Annotated in this window: 11 protein-coding genes; 1 reads left to right on the forward strand and 10 read right to left on the reverse strand. The window is 43.0% G+C overall.

All coding sequences use genetic code 11. The features are described from left to right. Positions 1 to 190 precede the first annotated feature (190 nt). The 10 genes from L1271_RS20240 to L1271_RS20285 all read right to left on the reverse strand — a co-directional run bounded on the left by L1271_RS20240 (position 191) and on the right by L1271_RS20285 (position 19,113). A complete protein-coding gene (locus tag L1271_RS20240; protein ID WP_235368657.1) occupies positions 191 to 12,184 on the reverse strand; it encodes an Ig-like domain-containing protein in 11,994 nt (3,997 codons plus the stop codon). Positions 12,185 to 12,277: 93 nt separating this feature from the next. Then, on the reverse strand, positions 12,278 to 13,609 hold the full coding sequence (locus L1271_RS20245) for a S8 family peptidase (protein WP_235368658.1): 1,332 nt from the start codon (positions 13,607 to 13,609) through the stop codon (positions 12,278 to 12,280). A 145-nt stretch (positions 13,610 to 13,754) separates the two neighbouring features. Next, positions 13,755 to 14,288, reverse strand: coding sequence for a phage tail protein (locus tag L1271_RS20250; RefSeq protein ID WP_206471903.1), 534 nt, complete (start codon positions 14,286 to 14,288; stop codon positions 13,755 to 13,757). A gap of 11 nt (positions 14,289 to 14,299) precedes the next feature. After that, positions 14,300 to 14,824, reverse strand: a complete 525-nt coding sequence (locus L1271_RS20255) for a phage tail protein (RefSeq protein WP_206471902.1) — start codon at positions 14,822 to 14,824, stop codon at positions 14,300 to 14,302. 11 nt (positions 14,825 to 14,835) lie between these two features. After that, positions 14,836 to 15,357: a phage tail protein gene (locus L1271_RS20260; protein WP_206471901.1), complete on the reverse strand. Its 522-nt coding sequence runs from the start codon at positions 15,355 to 15,357 to the stop codon at positions 14,836 to 14,838. 11 nt (positions 15,358 to 15,368) lie between these two features. Beyond that, on the reverse strand, positions 15,369 to 15,662 hold the full coding sequence (locus tag L1271_RS20265) for a DUF6916 family protein (protein ID WP_223192109.1): 294 nt from the start codon (positions 15,660 to 15,662) through the stop codon (positions 15,369 to 15,371). 120 nt (positions 15,663 to 15,782) lie between these two features. Then, complete coding sequence (locus tag L1271_RS20270) at positions 15,783 to 16,292, reverse strand: GNAT family N-acetyltransferase (RefSeq protein ID WP_039494928.1); 510 nt, start codon at positions 16,290 to 16,292, stop codon at positions 15,783 to 15,785. 18 nt (positions 16,293 to 16,310) lie between these two features. Continuing rightward, positions 16,311 to 17,618 (reverse strand): class I SAM-dependent methyltransferase, encoded by a 1,308-nt coding sequence (locus tag L1271_RS20275; protein WP_235368659.1) that lies wholly within the window; start codon positions 17,616 to 17,618, stop codon positions 16,311 to 16,313. 47 nt (positions 17,619 to 17,665) lie between these two features. Further along, a complete protein-coding gene (locus L1271_RS20280) occupies positions 17,666 to 18,283 on the reverse strand; it encodes an aspartyl/asparaginyl beta-hydroxylase domain-containing protein (RefSeq protein WP_235368660.1) in 618 nt (205 codons plus the stop codon). A 98-nt stretch (positions 18,284 to 18,381) separates the two neighbouring features. Next, positions 18,382 to 19,113, reverse strand: coding sequence for a hypothetical protein (locus L1271_RS20285; RefSeq protein WP_235368661.1), 732 nt, complete (start codon positions 19,111 to 19,113; stop codon positions 18,382 to 18,384). Between the two features lie 256 nt (positions 19,114 to 19,369). On the opposite strand from L1271_RS20285, the gene L1271_RS20290 reads away from it, so the two are divergent. Continuing rightward, a complete protein-coding gene (locus L1271_RS20290) occupies positions 19,370 to 23,206 on the forward strand; it encodes a TOMM system kinase/cyclase fusion protein (RefSeq protein WP_235368662.1) in 3,837 nt (1,278 codons plus the stop codon). Positions 23,207 to 23,211: the final 5 nt, after the last annotated feature.

Here is a 23,211-nt window from a genome sequence, read left to right on the forward strand (position 1 = left end):
AATGTGTATCCCACTTCTTACCCGCACTTTCCGATTCAAAGCAGCTGAAGATTTCCAAATAAGCTATTGAAGGGACTTACCTCGTATCAAAATGGCTCCATCATGAAACAAACTGGCACGAGTGACAGCCAATATAAAAAGGCCTCAACATTTAGTTGAGGCCTTTTCAATGCTAAAACTGCAGTTAAGCTTAAAAACGATAGCTCAAATTAAGAGCTAGGTCATTTACATCATTTGCTGAAATGAAATAATGGCTATAATCGACTCCAAGTGATAATGATTCACTTAACTGATAGTGAACACCACCACCTATGTAACCGCTAGTACCGCTGTCTTCATAACGAGTGGAAAATTGACCATCCCGAACGCTGTTAATCTTGTAATCCCAATTAAATGCGCCCAAGAACATCTTCCCTACAAATTTGTCTGCAAATGGTTTTGAATAATTGAACTGCAACGCAAGACCCTCAGGCAAGACAGGAGCAACTCGTGCCAAAGTCATTTGGCTTTGTTCAGGATCAGCACTTAAGCCCGAAAACTCAACGCGACCTTGGCCAAGATCGATATAACGAAGTCCAATATGCCAATTGGGTATTAATTCGTAAAATGCGCCTATCGACCAACTGCTACTTTCCTCATCTAAGCTGACAACGTTTAGCTCAGTAGAATTAATTTCACTGTCTGCATTTGACTGCCCAAATGTCGCCTCTAACTCCCAATTACTTGCCTGTGCCTGTGTTGTTAATAAACAACTACTACTTACCAATGCAAAGGCAGGTAAGAGTGATTTTCTGCGGCGAATCACCACCGCGCTGATTAATAGTATCAACATTCCTCCCATAGTCCCTGAGGACTTGTTAGTTATTGATGTAACTTGTTTCACCGCTACAGTGACATTTACTTGGCCTTCAGCCGTCGCACCAAACTCATCTTTAACAACATAGTTAATTGTATCTGTACCTTCAAATCCCGTTTTTGGTGTGTAGCTCAACGTACCATCGATATTGACGGCCACAGAACCTTGGCCTGCTGTTGCAGAAACAATGCTTAGCACGCCACCTTCAGGGTCACTATCATTTGCAAGTACATCAATGATAATTTTTGAGCCATTTGAGGTTGCCGTATCGTTCGCAACTTGTGGTGGTTGATTAGCAATAATAGAAACCGTTGCGGTACTATTACTCGATCCCCCCTGACCATCAGTGACACTATATTGGATAGTAGCATTACCCATAAATGCAGCTGGTGGCGTGTAATTCAATTGATTATTTTCTATACCAACCACACCAAAATCAACGCTTGCACCAGTTATGGTGAGTGCATCATTATCACTGTCCGTATCGTTTGCAAGTACGTCAATAACAATAGTTTGCCCCGAAGCAATTGTCACACTGTCGGCGTTAGCTATGGGTTGTGCGTTATCCGTAATTGGTACTGCAACTCCACCTGGGTCGACAATACTCCCATTGGCAATACCATCGTCATCGTTCGGACCACCATCAACTATACGTAGTTGCACACACCAGTCACCATCGCTAAGACCAGCAGTCCATTCGTTACTTCCAGGAGGTGGACAGAAGCCAGGTTCACCTTGAGTTGAAAGCAACTCGTTCCCCTCTCCAATCACAAAGTCTTGCCACTCACCACCAATTAGCTTGCGATACATCGCATTGAATGGAATTGGTTTACGCTGAGGTAAAACGATACTATACACATCACCAGGCTGTGGTAACCCCGTAGCAATAAAGTCGAACAAACCACCTGCATTATTTGCATCCGGATCTGAAGGTAACTCAGACTCTAACAGCTGTAAGCCACCCGTATTGTTCTGCGGTACAGTTGCACCTTTACGTAAGCAAACACCAGGGTCACCTTCCACCAAGAACTGATTTGATTCTAATGCTTGTTCTTGCACCACATTACAATCGGTGATCGCATCCATGAAGTCAGGAATACCATCACCATCCTGATCGACATAGCCTTCTTGATCATCAGGAATTAAATCCCCATCAGTATCTTCTCCGGACAATAACCCTAATGACGGAACAACCTCAATAAACACGGTTCGAGATGTCGACAAACTTGGGCTAGCATTATCTTCTGCCGTAACCCCTACTTTATAAATACCCGTAGGTACATTTTCAGGGTTAAACTCAAAGATAAATGGATCATCCGATGTATTGACTAACACTGCATCTGGCTGCCAACTGACACTCACTTGATCATTTGGATTAGGATCAGCAACCAAAGCTTCTATGGTAACCACATCATTAGAGGCGGTAATTAGGCTACGCTCTTCACCACTTTGCTGCACGACCGCCGTTAAGCTCGGTGCCACATTCTGCTCAACAATTGTTACTGTTGAAGTAGATTTAGCGCCTCTGTTAACTGAGTCACTCAAGGAAATCACAATGGTTTCGTTATCTTCACTTATACCATCAGCAAAGATATTAAAGGTGATGGTAGCACTAGTACCTGCGTTTATTACCACTTCACCCGACTGCAAATCGTGATCACTACTATCGGCTGTACCAGTTACAGTATAAGGCACCGTTACTGGGTAACTTGGTGCTGTGCCATTTAGATACACCTTCACAGAATGACTACGATCTTCGGCAACTCGACTATCTTTTTGCAGCGAGATCAGAGGATTGACGTTTAGATTTTGACTCGCAGTGGCTTGTTGTCCTTGATTATCAGTTGTCTGCCAATAAACAATATGTTTACCAGGTGCAAAGATAGGTGTACCTCTAACCAATGATACTGGCAGTGGGTTTCCTGAGCTATCTGTAGCGACAGCAATACCAAGGTTCACTTTTGTGAATAACCCAGTTGCATCCACTGTTAAATCACTTGGCGTAGTGATTGAAGGAGCATTGCCGGTGCTTGTATTATTAATCGTAATACTTGCATTAGCCTTTGCTCTGGCTTTACCTTCATCTTCAATCATATAAGTGACAACAATTGGCCCTTGTGTATTTTGCACGGCTTGGTAAGTCAAGGTGTTATTTGAAATAAACGCAGAGCCTATCGATGCTTTTGCACCTATAATTCTTAGCGTTCCGCCATCTGGATCACTATCGTTGCTCAAGACTGGCAGTACATACTGATTAGAAGCCACAGCATCGAAGGTGAAACTGTCATCAACGGCAATAGGTGCATCATTTACGGAAGTTACTGTCATCGTGACTGAAGCCGTATTTGACTTAAATTCACCGTCTGACACAGTGTAAGTAAATACATCGGAACCATTAAAGTTTGGCAATGGTGTATAACTAAACACGGTGCCTTGAATTTGAACTGCACCATTTTGTGGCTGCGACACTAACTCCATTGTTAATGCATCACCATCTGGATCGCTAACATCTGCTGAGAAGCTTGTCGTTCCATCTTCAAGCACGCTTCTTTGCATATTGTTTGCAATCGGCGCTGCATTAACTGCCTCAACATTGATTTCAAATGCAGGTAAGCTTGCTTGCAAGGCACCATCGCTTACACTAACGACAATATTGCTATAAGTACCTACATCTTCTCTAGTCGGCGTCCCCGCAATATTACCAGAGGACGTATCAAAACTTGCCCAAGCTGGTAAGTTGGTCACAGCAAACGTCAATGTTTGAGAATCTACATCAGATGCCGTCGGCGTAAAGCTATATGCTTCGTCTTGTTTAACACTTGTTGATGGCGTACCTGAGATAACTGGAGCGTCATTCACAGCGTTTACCACTATGCTGAACGCAGGCAACGATACATCAGCTTGGCCATCTGACACCGTAATAACAATACCGCTATATGTGCCATCTTGTCCTTCAGTAGGCGTTCCTGTAATAGCCCCTGTTAAATCGTTGAAATTTGCCCAAACTGGAAGGTTTGTGACGCTAAACGTTAAACTATCACCATCTGTATCCGTCGCCGTCGGTGTAAAGCTGTATGCATCATCTTCATTGACAGAAGTTGAAGGCGTTCCTGAAATAACAGGCGCATCATTTACTGATGTCACGGTGAGATTCACTGTAGCCGCGTTTGAAACTAGCCCTTCAGTATCTTGTACCGTATAAGTAAAGCTATCATTGCCGAAGAAATTAGCATTTGGTGTATAAACAATATTACCTGTTGTGAGTACTTGTAGTGAACCGCCTTGAGGCTGACTAACAATAGCAACACTTGCGACATTGAGCTGACTATCTACATCCGTATCGTTACCCAATACGTTGATTTCAATGTTGCCATCTTCAAGTAATTGAGCCGTATTGTTAACAGCAACTGGCGCATCATTAACTGCTGTGATATTGACTGTAACCGTCGCCGGATCAGAACGCAGCCCTTCACTATCTTCTACGGTATAAGTGAAGGTCAATATACCATTTTGGTCTTGTTTTGGAGTGATCGCGAGCACACCATCCGAACCAACTGTAACGGTTGCAAGGTCGTAGTTACCTGCACCATCGCCTTTATCTTCAAGCGCAATATCCGAACCATCAAAACCTTGGTCTTCAACATCAGAGTCATTTGCAAGAATTGCCAATGTTGTCGCGGTATCTTCGTTTGTTGTTACCGTGTCATTACCCGCTATAGGTCGGTCGTTTACAGCGCCAATATTGACGGAAATAGTCGCAATATTTGACTTCCCACCCTCACTGTCAAGAATCGAGTAAGTAAAGCTATCACTCCCGGTCTCATTGGCATTTGGTGTATAGGTAATAGTGCCATTATTCAAGTCTATTGCCGCTTGACCTTTACTGGGCTGAGACTCAAGTGCAATAGTACCAGTTGGGTTGGTATCTTCGACATCCGTTGCATTTGCTCTGACGGGCAATGCTGAAGTTGGCGTGTCTTCGTCTATATTCGGTGTAAAGTTAGCCGCGATTGGTAAATCATTTACAGGTGTAATGGTTATACTAACCGTTGCCTCATTAGATTCAGCCAGAGTCGAGTCTTTAACCGTATAAGTAAATGAATCCGAACCATTTTCATTCTCGGTTGGCGTAAAGGTCACTACCCCATTAGTAACGCTTAACTGTCCCTTAGTCGGTTGAGTTTTGATAGTAACCGATGAGGCAACCATGTTGTTTTCAGGGTCACTATCATTAGCAAGCACATTCACTGAGTTTGAGGCATCTTCAAGCGTAGTCAGCGTATCATTCACAGCCGTTGGTGCGTCTTCAATCGCGTTCATATTGATTGTTACGGTGTACACCGGTGAGCTGGCATTAGCACTGTCTTCAACATGATAAGTGAAGCTATCGGTATGATTCTCACTCCCCCCATGAACATAACTAAAACTACCATCGGCATTCAGGGTTAACGTACCGTATTGCGGATCTGTGTCTTTTACTATCGTTAGACTATCGTTGGAATCGAGATCATCGTCACTCGCAAGCGACAGTAAGCCATTGTTGAAGTCCCGCGTTAATGTTGCGCCTTCATCTATAGTGAAGCTAGTGCTTTGCCCCGTTGGCGCATCATTGGTATTAACTACTTCAATATTAAATGCTGTGAGTGTATCGCTATCCGTTCCATCGCTCACCGAAATTTCAATATTAGAAGTCGTGCCAACATGAGAGTCATCTGGAGTACCTGAAAGTTTACCCGTTTGCGTATCAAATGTTGCCCAACTTGGTTTATTCGTAATACTAAAGGTATGAGTATCGGCTGTGTCAGAATCAGTCAAGGTCGGCGTAAAATCGTATTCACTGTCTTCATTGACGCTCGTTGCCGGTGTGCCTGTAAGCACAGGGGCAACATTATACTTTTTAGTGACGGTGTCAGTTACTGCACTCGATTCATTCCCAGCGTTATCAGTTACAGTAACAGATAACGTCAATGTTCCTTCGTTTAATGAGGTGACATTAATTCCAGTCTCTTGGTGGGTAGTACCCGTTATAGATATTGCACTTGAGCTAGTTACTGAACTGCTACCGTCTGAGATTTCATAAGTAAAACTACCCGCTGATTCCAAGCCCGTTAATGTGAAGCTAAATGCAGTTTCATTACCTGCATTGATTAAATCTTGGTCAATCTCAGCTGAAATCCCACTTGGTGCAGAGTTGTCTAGCGTGACTGTCGTGCTCGCTGCGCTTGAGGTATTGCCTGCAGCATCACTTTGCGATGCCGTTACCGTCAATGTGCCATTGTTAAACGTACTAACATCAAATTCTGAGCCACTTATTGTCCATTCGCCGGAACTATCAGCAGTGACAGTACGATCCAAACTATTCGCACCATCATTGATAGTGACAACTACGCTATTTCCAGCTTCCGCTCCCGTTCCTACTATCAAAACATCATCATCTTCTGATGCATTTATTAAATCATCGCCTTCTATAGGCGTTGTGATCGCAGGTGCTGAAGGTGCTGAGTTATCCAATGTGATCGTGGTGCTAGCTGCACTTGAGGTATTACCTGCTGCGTCACTTTGAGTAGCTGAGACAGTAAATGTGCCATTGTTAAACGTACTGACATCAAATTCCGAGCCACTTATAGTCCAGGCCCCTGAGCCGTCCGCAGTGACCGTTCGATTAAAACTATTTGCACCGTCATGAATAGTAACGGTTACACTATTACCCGCTTCAGCGCCCGTTCCTACAATCAACACATCATTATCTTCCGCCGCATTTACTCGGCCATCACCTTCAATTGGTGTCGTAATTGCCGGTGCTGAAGGTGCTATATTATCGAGTGTAACAGTGGTACTTGCTGCACCAGAGATATTTCCTGCTGAATCTGTTTGCGTCGCCGATACAGTTAATTCGCCATTACTAAATCCGCTAACATTGAACTCACTGCCACTGATAGTCCAGTTCCCGCTACCATCGGAAGTTACATTTTGATTCAGCGTTGCTGAACCGTCAGTAATACTCACGCTAACAGTCACGTTAGCATCGGCACCAGAGCCAGCAATCAAGACATCATTGTCTTCAGCGGCATTAATTTGACCATCACCCTCAATTGGAGTCGTAATACTAGGCACTGAAACACTCGTATCAATGACCATTGATAAGCTATTGCTATTGGTAATATTACCGGCTGTGTCCGTTGATCGCGCTGTGATTGCGTGCGTACCACTGGTCATCGCCGAACTAGGAGTAATAGTCCATGCACCTCCCGCAGCTGTGGCTGAGCCAACAACGCCATCAAGATCAGAAATTAGTGTCACTGTGTCGCCGGTAGATGCACTTCCTGTGAATGTGGGCGTTGTATCATTAGTAATGTTATCTGCATTTGAGGAGCCGGTATCACTCCCAGCGGTCAGATCTGGCGTACTTGGCGCGGTAGGGGCTGTATTATCGATCGTTACGCTTAAAGAACTAGAGCTACTACTTACGTTCGAGCTCGCATCCGTGGCGGTCGCAAAAATCGCATGTGATAACCCTGCAGTCAACGGATCCGTTGTAATTTGCCAATTACCACCAGTTGCTGTGCCAGTACCAATGACCGTGGTACCTCCGCCTACCTGATCACTATATAATTTAACCGTCGCCCCGCTCTCAGCAGTACCACTGAAGGTTGGTGTGGTGTCATTGGTAATGTTGTCTGAGCTTGAAGCCCCAGAGTCTGAAGCTGCATCCAAGTCTGGTGTCGATGGCGCATTTGGGGCCACGTCATCGTTGACTGTTATCGTGAATGACTCTTGGTAACTTGCGGTTCCATCACTCGTTTGAATACAAATAACATAGTCACCCGGAGATGTTGATGCTTGCGTTTGTAACGTATCTCCTGAAAATTGGAAACTGCCGTTACCCGTATTTGCGCTACATGTACCACCATCGCTACTGCCAGCCGTAACCAAGCTATAGGTATGACTGTCACCACTTTCCACATCTGTGGTGCTGGCTGTCGCCACGGTCGCAGCAGTTCCGGTATTCGATTGGTCTATGCTTGTTGCTGTCAATGCAATATCGGTAGGGGCATCATTTACAGGAGTAATAGTAACTGCGGCCTGATTTGTACCAGTACTGTCTGCCGTACCATCATTAAAGGTATAGTTAAGTGTTACAGATGAGCTTGGATCCTCAGAGCTGTTACCGTAGCCAATTGATTGCAATACATTATCCACTAGAGCAGAAGTAGCACTGCTGTTGAAAGTGAGTACCAGTGTGCCTGCAGAGTTAGTTGTTACTGTACCGACCTGAGTGCTATCGTAACTTAACGTGCCTCCCTGAGTCAGCGTACCAAGCAATCCTGTGTTACTAAAGATATCTTGACTGTTAGCGCCACCTGAGCGTGAGATTGTTAGCGACGCACCATCATAGTTACCATTTCCGCTATTAAGTGCGTCAAGTTCAGTATCTGAAATGGTTACATCGCTGTCTATCGCAATCGAAGTTCCATTTTCAGTAAAGGTATTACCACCATTTAAATTACTAAAGATAGGCTCATCATTCGCAGCTTCAAAGGTGATCACTGTATCACTGCCAGAGTCAGCGACCGTAAACGCAAGATCGTTCCCTGCGGCATTCGTGAGCGATATACTTATTTCTGGGTTAGCAAAAGTAGTAGCGTTGGTGTCCACCTCCAGCGTACTAGTACCATTAAAGCGAATATTGCTGGTTGATAATCCTGTTACACCTGTAATTGTTATCTTATCTCCGATGCTAAGATCGGCTATTGTGTCACCATTTAAGTCACTTTGCGCTCCGATAAAATTATCGTTACCATCGTTACCTGTCATGGTATCTGTACCGCCGCCAGGACGTATAGTGTCTGCACCACTACCACCTGTGATCGTATCAGAACCATCCAAATCTGTTGCCGTTATTTCTAGCACATCACTAGAAAAGGCCGAAGCGTCTATGACTAAGTCTGACGTGATTGCACTGCCGCTGGCATTTGTAACCGACACAGTTTGACCGTCGGCATTAAAGTTATCAGTAAGGGTGATCGTTGCTGCGCTATTGGTGCCAATTGAAATGCCTTCAACAGCAGAAACCGAGGTGGTCGAGAAGTCAAATTCTCCACCATCCATAAGTTTTAATGTCTCACTGCCCGCCGCCCCTGAAATCGCTGTTGCAAAATCACTCAGATTGGCCGTATCAATCGCAACAGTTGCACCACTTGATAGACTAAGGTTTCCTATATTGAAGAATCCACCTCCAGTTACATCCGCACCATCTGACGCTAAAACAAGATCTGCTACGTTCGTGTCGCCAGTTAAATCGCCAGTGTAGGTGCTACCACCGATATTAAACGTTACAGCATCATCGCTCGACGTTGCAGAAACATCAGTGGTACCGTTACTGATGGTAATAGTCCTAGTATTGCTAGAATCGTCACCAACACTATAAACTTCAACCGAAGAGAAAGTTGTGATATCCCCATCACCAGAAATATTGATAGTTTCTGATCCAGCTGCTGAAATATTACCAGTAAAACTTTCATGTTGAGCTACTGTCATGGAAACAGACGCGCCGGAGGCTATCGTTAAATTACTGACCGCGTTTATACTTGCTGCCGTAATATCAGCACCAGAACTTAAAGACAAAGTATCGGCAGTGGTATTTTCGCCTGTAATTGTTCCAGTATAAGTGAGCGAACCTAAATCGAAGGTAATTGCATCTGAAGTTGAAGTACCAGTAACAGAATGACCCGCACTGCTCACGGTCACCGTTCTTGAATTGGTTGAATCATCGGATAAAGTATAATTTTCAAGCGCTGAGACCGTTGTAATATCACCATTGCCAGAGACAGTTAGAGAATTAGTGCCGTCGCCAGAAACCGAACCAGTAAACGATGACAACTGAGATACTGAAACTGTTGCAGAGCCACCAGTTGCTACAGAAAGGTTTTCAAAACCGCTTACTGACGCGCCTGCGATATTTCCGCCATCACTAATTGAAAGCGTATCTGTACCACTGCCTCCTGCTAGCGTACCAGTAGCTGTGAATGTACCAACATTTACGGTGTCGTCACCACTGCTGCCTGTTACACTTTGCCCAGCAGCGCCAAGCGTAAAGGTATTAGCCGCTGAAAGTATGTAAGTTTCAATTGCACTGTTACCTGTTAAGCCATCACTCACATCACTGATAGTGATACTCTCAGAGCCTGCCGCAGTAATCGTCGTAAAGCTGTCATGCTGAGCTTCCGTCATAGTGACTGAGGCATTATCACTTAAGGTCAGTGATTCGAAACCGCTGAGCGTAGCACCACTGATGTTTGCACCATTATCTGCTTGTAGAGTATCTGTGCCTGCGCCAGCTGCGAGTATACCTGACGGCGTAAACCCGGTTACATTAACCGTGTCATCCCCGCTGCCACCCGTCACATTTTGTGCTGCTGCTCCCATGGTAAAGTTCATTGCAGCGCTTAACACATAGGTTTCAATATCGCTATCACCGGTTAGGGTTTGATCTCCATCAGCACTAGATATTGTAAATTGGTTTGTACCTGAACCGTTGATGGTAGTAAACGCATCATGCTGCGTTTCGGTCAGCGTTAAAGAACCGTCATTGTCTGGGGTTAATGTTTCGAAATTAGCTAGCGACGTAAAGTTAGCTAGATTAGAGCCAGTTACTACAAATAGCGTATCGGTACCAGCGCCCCCATCCGCAGTTGAACCGGCGATATGAATAGTATCAGCAATAGTCAGTGTTTCATCGTCACCAGTAAAGGTGATTGCTGGAGATAAGTTTGTGCCGTTTGTTGTATTAAAACCGGCTGCGGCACTGCTCGCTGCAGTAACGTTGCTCACAGAGACAGTGGCTGTGCGAGATACACTATTGCTGGTACCATCGTTGATCACAACAGTTACGGTTCTTGCGGTTTCGTTGGGAGTACCGGAGGTATTGTTGTAAGTGATCGCCTGTAGGAACGTTTGCACTTCTGACGCTGAAGCAGTTGCACCAGTTATAGAAATTGTATCTTGTAGCGAAATATCAGAAGAACCCGAAATTCCCGTCAATGCATCTTGAGCGGATGCACTGACATTCAGGCCTTCAGATGCACCGTCTTGATCGTTGGTAAGACTTACTGTTATGGTGGTAATTGTGTCGCCATCAGCTTCCGTCACAGCAGCATTCGCGGCGATATTTACCGCTCCACCACCTTCAGAAAATGAAGCACTACTATTATCGCTACCACTCGTTGAATCTAAATCAACTGCAGGAGCGGTGTTAACCGTCGAGAAATTAAAGGTAGTATCGTCACTGATCCCCGCAAAACTATTTCCCGCAGAGTCATCAACAGCAGTTGCATCAATACGAATGGCGTAGTCGCGATTACCGGTTAGGTCATTAGTAGGGTTTATATAAATTTTATCATTTGTAATGCCAATACGACCTGCACTTGGGCTAGTCGTCGTACCGTCGCTTTCTGTCGCGACATCAAACACTTCAAAATCACTACTACCACTGACGTCACGAATAGTAATGTTACCAGTTCCAAGGGCTATATTTTCGTTGAAGTCAATAGTAATATTACTACTTCCTGAGACCCCTGTCGCATTGTCATTCGGTGTTGAGTTTCCACCATCGAACGTAGGTGCAACCTCATCGATATCTGTAACCGTAATGGTAATATTTTGTGTCGCTTCATTGTTGCTACTTCCACCATCATCGGCAGTAACCGTAATATTGTAAATATTGTCGCCGCCGTTGTCTCCCGGCGATTCATAATCCGGTGCAGTCTTAAACGTGATGACACCAGAGCTTGAGTTAATATTGAACTGCGAAGCATCTGTGCCAGATAAAGAGTAAGTGATCCCTGAGTCATTGCTACCGCCATCACCATTGTCAGCATTAACATCAAGCACTGTGCCCGTGTCATTTTCTGCAAAGTTAGTAGATGCGCTGCTGTTAAAGGATGGAGGATTATTACTAGGTGTTCCAGGATCCCAAGCACAAAGAGGTGCGTAAGCATTACATGCCGTCTCGGTAAGAAATTGACTACAATACGTATTTGCGGGGTTCCCGTCAGCAGGTCCACATTGCAGAAATTCCAGCCGCCCCCAATTTGGATCGCGCGTGACCGTAATGGTTTTGCTAGTCAACCTTGACTGCACGTACTCTAGCGCTTGCTGGTTAACAGCTGTATGAGCCGCCCCGCCCTGTAATGTCTCTGCATTTGCTAGCGTTGATGAAGCCACCGCCACAGGCAACTGAATAGCAGCACTGCATAGCAATGCAGCCTTAATATGGGTTTGTAGTTTACTGTGCGTAAATACCATTGCGCTGTTATGTTCTGTATCCATAGTTTTATCCACATTTTATACCCAGAAGCTCACTTCCAAGGTAGGAACGACCTTTATCCAACTTGTTGTGTTATCAGTAGCTAACACAGCAGGTTAATTACTTTGCTTACTCTGGTTGTCCAACATTAAACCAGACACTTGAGCCAGCTTTTGCTTGACTTTATTTGCCGATAATTCAGGTTCAGCAGCCAACAACAGTGCAATCATACCCGTTCCATATGCCGCTGCGTAAGAAGTACCACCAAAACCACTGTAAGCATTATTTTTTGCGGTTACCTTGGCGCTGTAACCTGGCATCCAAGCACTTACCGATTTACCAAAGTTGCTAAAACTTGCCGGCATACCGCCACTATTCATTGCGCCCACCACCACCGCAGACGCAATACTCGCCTCTGTGCTGTTTGCTTTAATCATCTTCCCGCTGTTTCCGGCGGCTATTACTACCAGCGCACCTTTACCGCCTCGGCTGGTTTGTGCTAAGCCATCAATGGCATCTTTTATTGGTTCTAGTAGTAACTGTGTTCGCCAACTCATGTTAACAACATCGGCTTGCGCCAGTTGCGCGATATGTAACGACTCCAATGTATGGCTTGTCCAGCTTTTTGTTTGCCTTATTGCAATAAGCCCTGCGTCGATTGCAAGGCCCGCCATTTCAGCTGGCAAAGCGTCATTTGCTCTGGCAAAAATCACTCCAAGTACCTTAGTACCATGGATATCAAAACCGCTTTGCGGCTGTACGTCCTTGACTCTTCTTTCAATATCGTAGGTGAGTAATACCTTAGTTTTACTTAAGGCCTCATGTTTTAAATCAAAGCCATCATCGATAACAACTATTGTTACTCCTTCACCTTGAGTCGATTGTTGTAGTTCTTTTTTCCATTTCTCTAACTGAAATAAACGAAAAGGTAAGCTTTTCATAGAACCTGATTGCGACAAGGTTTTTGTTAACCATTGAGACGCGTTATGATTTTCAACTTCGAGCTTACTTTTTATTTGTAAAATATCTGGTTGGGCATATATTACCCCCTCCAAACCACTGGCAATCGCTAGTGCAGCAGTCAAGCGCTTTGCGGACGCGTCTTTTAGCGATACCACCATAAACTCGTGCTCTGCAAAGGGCCCAAAGGTGGCTAGCTGACCCACCTCTATTTTTTGCTTTAAGGCGTTTGCAACGTCACCGCCCATCCCAGCCTTTATTTTTATAATTATTCTGTTACTCAGCTCTACCAATTGCTCTGAATTAGCAAACTTATACACACTCTTAGGTTCAGCGTTGCTCTGTTCAAGCTTTATCTTGTTGCCAAAATTAACAAACTCAATTCCCTGTGCATTCGTCGTACCAATAAATAAAACAACAAATATAAAGCACAGCACTAGCTTAAATCTTGTTAGATAAAAAAGCTGACAAACCTCTTTTTTACACATTGGTTACCACTCTTACAAACACCACAGTAAGTTACTAATTTAAAAGCTATAATAACACCCAATTACCACCGTAAAATATAAGTATTAGTAAGGACCAGCACCAACAACAGGCCAATCTCTTACCAACACTTTGCGCCTTACTAAGCTAGTTCCTTGGTGGAAATGTACCATCTAGTGCCAATGCAAACTGAATCGCCAAAAATGGTTGGCGGTTTTCATGCCCCAAATTTGCCATGCCATTAGTACCAAGCGCAGTATAATCCATCTCTACCTGCTCTTGCGCGTTAGGAGCGTTATCATAAACGTTACCGCCTGAAGATTGTGCGAGTAGATTCCCCTGCCCCGTATCAACCGTTCCGCCTAATGAAGTCGTACCATTAAAAGTATGGGTATGAGCAGGTAAGTTCGACTCATATAACACAACTTCATTTTCGCCTTGCTTTTCAGTTAACATATTTGGTGTCAGGCCTGGGCCTGTCCCCGTCCCCATCGGAACTCTACATTGTAAATTTGGCACCCCCATGGTGGTGCGACAATCACCACCAAAGTTACAGCCTATTACCGCAAAAAGTGCTGAATTTTGCGATATAGGTAGTAGCTGTCCTCCACAACTGGTCCACCACTCTGGTGTAAAATTGCAAACAAACATTCGAACTTCACCTAAAAAACAATCAGCCATTCTTCTTCTCCTTAATTTCTAGGTGGATATATGCCATTTAGGCATATGATAAAATTAACCCCAAGGCTAGGCATTTTGTTTTCATGAGCCTGATTGCTTCCCGCTGAGGCAATGATGCCGTCATACATAGCTGAAGGACCATCATTATACTGGGCCGTTGCTGGTTCACAGTACATATCAGCTTTACCCAACACTTGCCCACCAGGGTTTGTACCCGTAGCGGTATTGTTACTTACCTGAAAATTATGGCTATGCGATGGTATTTGACTGACGTCCAAGGTAACCGTTTCCACCCCTTTCATTGTTCCTATCAGTGTTGGCGTTAATCCGGTACCATTGCCAAATCCCATAGGTAATCGACCTCGCATATCAGGAAACCCAAAACTACTTCTACCATCTCCACCATAAGTATTCCCAAGCAAAGAGAATAACGCTTCATTCCCTGGAATTGCGGTGATCTGTCCGTAGCAAAACGCCCATTTAAACGGCGAGTAATTGCCGGCAAACATCGTTATCTGTCCAATAAACCCTTCCATTTACGACCTCCTTAGTTTCGGCTCGGATAAATGCCAGTGAGTGCAATGGCAAAGTTAAGAGATAAGCTGGGTTGCATATTATTGTGGCTCTGACCGCCGCCAATGCTTGATACCGTGGAGTCAGAGGTATTTACCAAACTTGTAGCTGCGGCATATATAGGCTCTGCCGTCTGCGTCGCCATTTGGTTTGGTCCCGGAATATTAGCAAGTGGAGAGTTAGCCGTTTTCGTACTTGCTTGCACATCGTGGGTGTGTGCAATATTTGCTAAGGTTAAGGTTACGTTTTCAGCGCCACCAGCATTGCCTCTATCGTAACTAGCGTTTCCTAAGTTACCAAGCCCCACCGGCACTCTGCCACGAAAGTCTGGCAGACCAAAGGTTGTTCTACCATCACCACCATACGCGGTGCCGGTAAGAGAATAAAGCGCTGGATTTTGGCTAATTTGAATTAGCTGACCATTACATAAAGACCAATTTTTAGGTGCCCAATTGTAGCCATAGAGGGTAACCTGTCCAATATAGGGTTCTGACATTTTAAACTCCTTTATGCTTCTTTTTTTATACTGATAATTATTTGATACTTGTCTTTTTCGTATGCAGATAAAAACAGTGGCATTTCACCCAGCTTTTGATGCTTTAATGTATACGTATCATCAGTAAGCGGAAAATTTGATTTGGCGGTTAACGTTACAGAAAATCCTTCAAATTCATTACTGTTTAGCTTGCACTCATCAATAGCATCAACTTGCAACTCATTTAGCTTATGCTTGCCATCGGCCGTAAATACTTCAACATCCTGACCGATTAAGTCTTCAAATAAACTACTAGTTAGTTTCACAACACTTGCTCCTTTGCTCATTAAGTTAGACTCGCTCTTGTTAACTAAAAAAACAGTTATTACTACCAATGACCAAGCGAGGCGCTTTATTACCTTTCGTTTATTACTCCTCTTTTTAAATTAACCTAAAACTATATTCCTCAACGCTGGCGGATACCAAATTAGCAACTCATAAGGAGCCTTAATTGATTCAATTTTAAAGCCTAGCTTCTGATATAAACGCTTTGCATCGTAATTATTTTGCAATACCGACAGAGTCATCGGCACGCCGGATTGAGCAGCAGCTTGCTGGAAAGATTGAACAACTGCTGCACCGAGCCCTAATCCACGAGCTTGAGGTATTAAAGCAATTTCTATTAATCTCACTTCATTATTACCAAAGTCAATTGTCGCCTTGCCTATTCGCTCATGGTGTTTTTCAATAATGAAATACATAGCGTTTGGAAATTGATCTCCATAGCCATTACTTTGCGCTTTAAACTGCATTTCAATAATTGACTCTATAAAATCCTTATCTCCATCAATCAACTGCAAATCTTGCCGAGTGCTATGGTGTAAGCTTTCCAGAAAGCCTTTATCTTCTGGTTTTGACGGTCTAACATATAAACCATCTGGAGGCGTAAACTTCATCACTCTTACCTTTATATTTTAACTATAAAAACCAACTACTTTTCGATTAATAGCACCAACTAATTTATCATCAAGTCGATTACCAATTTTATCAAGCAGCCAAAACTCAAATTCCTCAAACAACCTAAACCGATACAAGGCTTCTAAAACCAATTCTAAACTTAACTCAAGTTCACCCCATATTTGTGTATCCAAAGACCACTCACATTCATGGTTGTTAATATCAAGCTTATTTACTTTATTTAATTGGCATTTAACGAAGATACGTTTAATTTGGAAAATTCCAGACTCACCCACCTCATGATAAGCGGGAAGATTTGGTAAACTTTCATCAGGGAAGCTAAAGATGAACTCAGGTATTGGATCGTCAATATACTCAAAAGTAATCCGATCACCGGCCTTTAGATTTTTATCTTGGTACTTAATTGGTAAATTCAAGCTGCATTGGTTTTCGGTGAGTCTATGCTCCCTATAGACTTTGATTTCCGTTTTCAATTCCAGTGTATGATAAACTTTCCCGCAATCCGGTACCTCAAACGAACCAGATAAAACATCTAGATTATTCTCATTAAGTGCGCTTGCTGTGTTTTTATCGAGACGGAAAAACGAACCAAGCTCAGCTGGGTTGACTCTTTGCTCACTTTTCGTCAGAGGACTTGGATTGCATAGCCAAGCAGTAAGCTCAATTTCTTGAGGTATGAGCTCTCCATCTGGCTTTAAAAACTGTTGAAGGTGACTAAAAATCCATACTTGAGGCTCTCTGCGTAATAAGGTATTCATGGTCTCGGAAATAATGAGATCAAACTCTATTGGTTCTTCAGGTAGCCAAGTCGTTGCATCTGCGTGCACTATACGTTTCACCATATGAGCGATATCAAGTTTAGTTACCAGCTCATGTATTGCTTGCGTATTTTCTGGATGAATATCTAAAAGTGTTACTGAGACTGGACTCGTTTTGTGGAGCGCGAGAAAAGGTAATAGTAATACACCATATGGCCCGGTCCCTGCGTAGAGGATATTTATATTATCTTGCTGATTGATTTTGTCTCGTATCGCGCTCGCAACGCCCTGCATAAATATCTGACTACGTAGCGTTTCTAGTAAACATTTAGCTGCCTGAACAGGTGAAATCGCGACCCCTTTGTCAGTGTTTATATCAGACCAATCATTCATATCGAAGTCAGTGGATACGCCTGTTAGCTCAGCTAGAGCCTCAGACATAGATAGTGCGTGAGGTCTATTTAGCCCAGCATCAATGTCATTTAGGAGCAAAGCTTGAGAGTGCTCTAGCAATTTTTTTACTTGGTACACGCTGCCAGACGTCATTACAGATCCTTCAACCTATTATTTTTAAATCGCTTGCTAACATTTTTTTAGCTTGTATACTCTTCACAAGGAACGCCCATTGACCCTGACTGGCAACCTAATAACCAATCATTTACTTTGCAATCAATAACGATATTGACTCTATCAAGGTTTCCTCGGTTAGCGACACTGTGTATTTTGTCCGCATTTATGTACCACACCTCTCCTTCTTTCATTGGTACTTGCATACCATCAACGACAAACTCAAGAGCAGTGTCGATGACCAAAGGTATATGAAGTCTTGCTTCACCATTTTCGATACAAAGGCCGCCATCTCTGTGAGGTTTTATAAAAGCACCTGCTTTCAATCGCATGATTCTTACAGAGAGAACTTCACAGGGGAAATTATCAACGAATGATTTAAGTAGCGGCTTTTCTTCTAATATAGGTAAGTTTTGCCAGTGAGTGCCTGACTCAATCGCAAAGTTTTGTAAGATCGGGTGAGCAGATAAATGCTCTGACAAACAACGCAACGCAACTACGTCCCACCCGCCGTCGTAATTTGCTTTATTTACATGGTCAGTCCAGGCCAGCTCATTCAGCGTCCCAAGCTCGTCGAGTACTTGTTGATGTTCAAGAAAAATTGGAAGCTTAAAATAAGCTAACCGTTCCTTACTATATGGCATAACCATCCTTAAGTTCACAGATAACTAACCTAACGTAACTCAAGCTCCAAACTGCTTAAGTGGCAAAAAAGTAAAATCCGATCAAGCCCTTCCTCAGCTTAGTCCACCTCGATAAAATTGCGAATATTTTGATCTAATTTCCATTGGCGATCTGAAAACTTCCCACCATTGATAATAATCTGATTAGCGCCATCGATACTTGTAACTGTGCGTTTTTGCTTTTGACTCAATGTATAGTTTTTTAAAAATACTCCATTGCTTTCAAAAACTTTGATACTAGAACTGCCAGAATTCAAAACAAATAACTGATTAGACTTACCAATGGTGATGCTCTTTGGACCATTAAGTTGATAGTCTTGCTCAATTCCGAACTCGCCAAAAGTGCCCAATATTTCACCGCTAAAGTCGGCTAACACTATGTGGTGCTTTCCAGGTTGCAATAAATAAAGCTGTTGTTGTGTCGGATCTACAGCAAAATCTTTAAGATCGCTAATGTATTTAGGTAAAGGCAATTCATTGGAAGCAGGGTTACCCTGGGTATCAAAAACCCTGATCACCCTCTCATGTTCGAAGTAAACGTAGAGAGAATCTCCGTAACGCCTAATTATATTGGCTCTTTTTTTAAAAGAAACTCGTTCCCCTGAAGGGCTTAGAACATCCCTGATAGGTACTTGAATACCGAGTTCATTCAATAGATTTTCAGGAAGCCTTTCCGTTGTATCTTTTGATATTCCAGAAGCAGTGAAGCTTTGTCTAGCAAAACTAACAGGAGGCAAGACTGATGCAACCGTGAGTGCTGCACCAGCAAACATAAACGTTCGGCGTTTCATTCATTTTTCCTTTTTATTCTTATAGGTAAAGTATGCCAACTTTTTCGAGCAGAAGGAATTACACTCCATTACAAGCAATATTCCAAAAAACACACTCAAATAAAAACAAAATATTTTCAACTACTTACAAAAACACACTGTCAACCCCGCCTGTTAATTATCCAATTTTAAAAAACAATTAAAATTCTCATGCTAGACAAGTATTTACATTCCAATTACCCTATACCATTAACAAAAAATAAGAATTAGTAATCATATGTCTCTGACACAGTTTTCGGATAGCCATATTGTCGATGTTTTCCAGTCTGACAAATACCAACTACTTGAAAAAATTGGAGAAGGTGGATTCGGTAAAGTTTTCAAAGCACGCCAAATAAACACTGGGCAAATCGTTGCACTAAAATTTTTGGCGTTAGAACCACAACTAGAAGCGACGAAAAAACACAGATATGCGGAACGTTTCAATCGCGAAACCTTACTTTGTAGTCAATTAAATCACCCAAATATCGTACGATTATTAGATAAAGGACAATTAAATGAAAATTTAATGTTCGGGGTATTCGAGTATGTGGAAGGGCAAACACTACGGGACTATCTAAGTCAAAATGGTGCAATTGATTCAGTGTATGCAACCGACATCATGTTGCAGGTGTTAGACGCGCTCATTCACGCTCATCAACAGGGCATTATCCACAGAGACATAAAGCCAACCAATATCATGCTTAGCCAGTCTGGTGCAAAAACTTATGCCAAAATACTTGATTTTGGTATTGGTACACTGGCACAAGAAACCCGCCAGCATGACTTTGAAACAATCACACTTACGCAAGAAACATTAGGCACACCTTCTTACAGCGCACCAGAACAATTACGTGGCGAGCCAGCTTCTGCCAAATCAGATCTTTATGTATGGGGTCTGGTATTCTTAGAATGTTTAACTGGCGTGCCTGCGGTAACGGGCACTAGCGTCGCATCGATTTATCACAAACAATTAAGCGATGTACACATTCCAATTCCAAGCGCCCTACTTGGCCACCCCCTTGCGGGACTGCTTAGGCGTGTACTCAATAAAAGTGCGTTGGAACGTGTTATCACTGCAACCGAGGCATTTTCTGAACTTGCTCGGATGAACGTATCGAACCTTGTTGGTGTGCTAAATGATGTTAAAGCCCAGCATGGTTACGACGAAACCACAGTAATGATCCGTGATGACGATCCTAATCATCGCGCCATTCAAGAATATACTGCGCTTACCGAACGCAAACAGCTAACCGTTCTTGCGGTAAGGTTAAGTGTCAAAGCACTCGACAACAATGAAAAAGACTTCGATGTCATAGACACGGTTTATAAATCTCAACGCAATCACTTTATTGATATCGCGACTCGTTACGGCGCTTATCATGTGGGTAATCTCGCCGATACCAGTTTGTTTTATTTTGGCTACCCCGTTAGCAGCGATAATGATGCGCGATTATCTGCCCGTACCGCACTTGAAATGATAAGCGAGCTTGCGAAGCGTAACGCGCTAATGCAAGAAGCTCACAGAGTCGCGCTTAACGCCCATATAGGCATTCACACTGGGATATTTATTACCTATGCTAATGCCGTACCTGAAGGACATCACGCGAATATTGCAGCAGCACTCTCCCGTGAAGCTGGCGAGCGCCAAGTCTTATGTAGTGCAGAGTCACGCTCACTCCTTGATGCTTTTTCTGAATTCAATCTGTACGGCCAAGTACAAATAGGCCCGTTATTTGAACTAACGCCGGTTTATAACTTGCAAGGAGAACGTCGCATCGAAGCATTTGGCTTTATGCGTGGTACAAAGAACCATCACGAACTTGTTGGTCGTCACCTTGAGCTTGAACAGACACTTTCACTCATTAATAACGAGGTCGAAGGTGCAACCCGCATCGCTCACATTCATGGTGAGGCTGGCATAGGTAAATCTCGGCTGCTGCAAGAAATTCGTGCTAATGCACCGCAATATCAACATTTAGTCGCCCAGTGTTTACCAGAGCATCAAAATAATGCTTTGTATCCAATTTTAACGCTGGTCAAGTATCTATTTAACACCGAGCAGCTAGATGCTCATTCAGCCAATACCGTTTTTAGTTATGTATTATCCAACATGGATAGTAAGCTCGATTTAGCACAAGCTATCCCTGTGTTGCTAGTTTGGCTCAATATCTCACTTGATGATGAAATCACGCCTTCTACACTTTCTCCCGATGAGCAAAAGCAAGTGTTGTTTAAAGGGCTTTGTGCATTGTTATTGTCAAATCGCCATGGACTCAGCAAGTTTAAGCTTTACATTATCGAGGACATTCACTGGGCAGATAGCACCACCTTAGAGTTTTTACATCACTTTGTCGGTGCGCTCGCTTCAGGTGATGTTTTACTAAGCACTTCAAGACAAGCGGTACCAACTCAGTTAAAAGACCTCACCTTAGTGGATGTTTGTCTGAAAAAACTAACCGAAAAAGCCACAGAAGATTTTATCATTAATTTGTTTGATGGCCGCCGAGTGTCAGAGCAAGTTCTCAAATTACTTACCAGCCGCACCGACGGGATCCCGCTATTTATTGAAGAACTCGTCAACATGCTTAAACAAAAGGCATTAGTTGGAGATAAAGGCGGAGAGATTGACTTCCTCGCACCAGATAAACTTGACCAAGTACCTACGAGTTTAAGAGAGTCATTACAACAAAAACTAGATAGCCTTAGTCACGCCAAAGAAACAGCCCAACTAGCAGCCACAATTGGCCGAGAGTTTGAATATGATTTACTCGTTGCGGCATCTTCTTTAAGCGAAAACCAGATCCAAAACGACTTAAATGAGTTGATAGCAAACGACCTTATTGTGCAGCAACGTCGTGTTGATAACGATAGCTATATTTTTAAACACGCTTTGGTACGTGATGCTGCCTATGAAAGTATGGGTAAGCATGAATCGCATGCACACCACATGAGTATAATTGAGGTACTCAACAATACAGGAATGAGCCAAAAGCAACCACTGCTTACAACCCACCATTTAGCAAAAGTGGGAGAGCATGATGCGGCTGTTGAATTATTACTAACATCAGCAAAAAGCGCCGCTGCGATTTATTCTGTCGCAGAGGCCAGTATTTACTATGCAGAGGCATTGAATTTCTTCCAAAATGGTTTAATCGATAACCAGCCTTTACTCCATAAGATTAAAAATGCACTTGCCTCATCTAGGATTGCATACAATGGTTGGCTAGATACGTTGGCAAAAAAGCACGTGCTTCAAAATATCAGTGAACTCGCCACAATTTTAGACCCTAAAGAGCGCTTCATTACGATGAGAGGCGAATGGCTGCACGCCTACGCTACCGGTGATATTTTAAAAGCTCATAATATAGGATTACAGCTGCACGAAAACAAAAGCGAATATCCACCTCACCAACACCCAGTGATCTTCGAGCTTTTATCGCAATCCTACTTTTCACTGGGGGAGTTTGACAAAGTAATAGCGCTTGTCGATACGTTACCAAAAGAAGGCTTTTTCGATAATAGCTCTCAAGCCATAACTGATAATTACGGCTTTTGCTCTGAACTCACTTGTATTGCTTTTAAAGCTCTATCACAGTTGCTCACTGGTAAGGTTGATTTGGCACAAAGCGCTATGAATAATTTAGCTGAACTTTCCAAAGATATAAATATAAATGATATTAGCTCAGCAACAAATGGAATATGGGCGTGGTTTAAGCTAATACATGCTTCAATACAAAACGATTCCATTAATTTTAAAAAATATCAAGATGAAGCAAAATATTACTCATCAACAGGGGTAAGCCTTGCAAAAAACTCTAATAACGCTGGCTGGTTGGGTTATAATAATATGCTCAACTACTTGGCAAATTTAGATGATATAGGTAGTTTACAAGAATTCGAAGAAAAAATATCAAGCTTTGCTGGGTATCGTTCACATCGAACTTTTTATTATTACTTTTTATATAAAGTATTACTATTTAATAAAAACACAATGAAAGATGATGCTTATAATGAATACTTAAATGATAAGGCTAGCACTAAAACCTTATACCTCCAAAACTATGAAAATTAGGAAAT

Origin of the sequence: Pseudoalteromonas sp. OF5H-5 (assembly GCF_021530695.1) — a bacterium.
GTDB lineage: Bacteria > Pseudomonadota > Gammaproteobacteria > Enterobacterales > Alteromonadaceae > Pseudoalteromonas.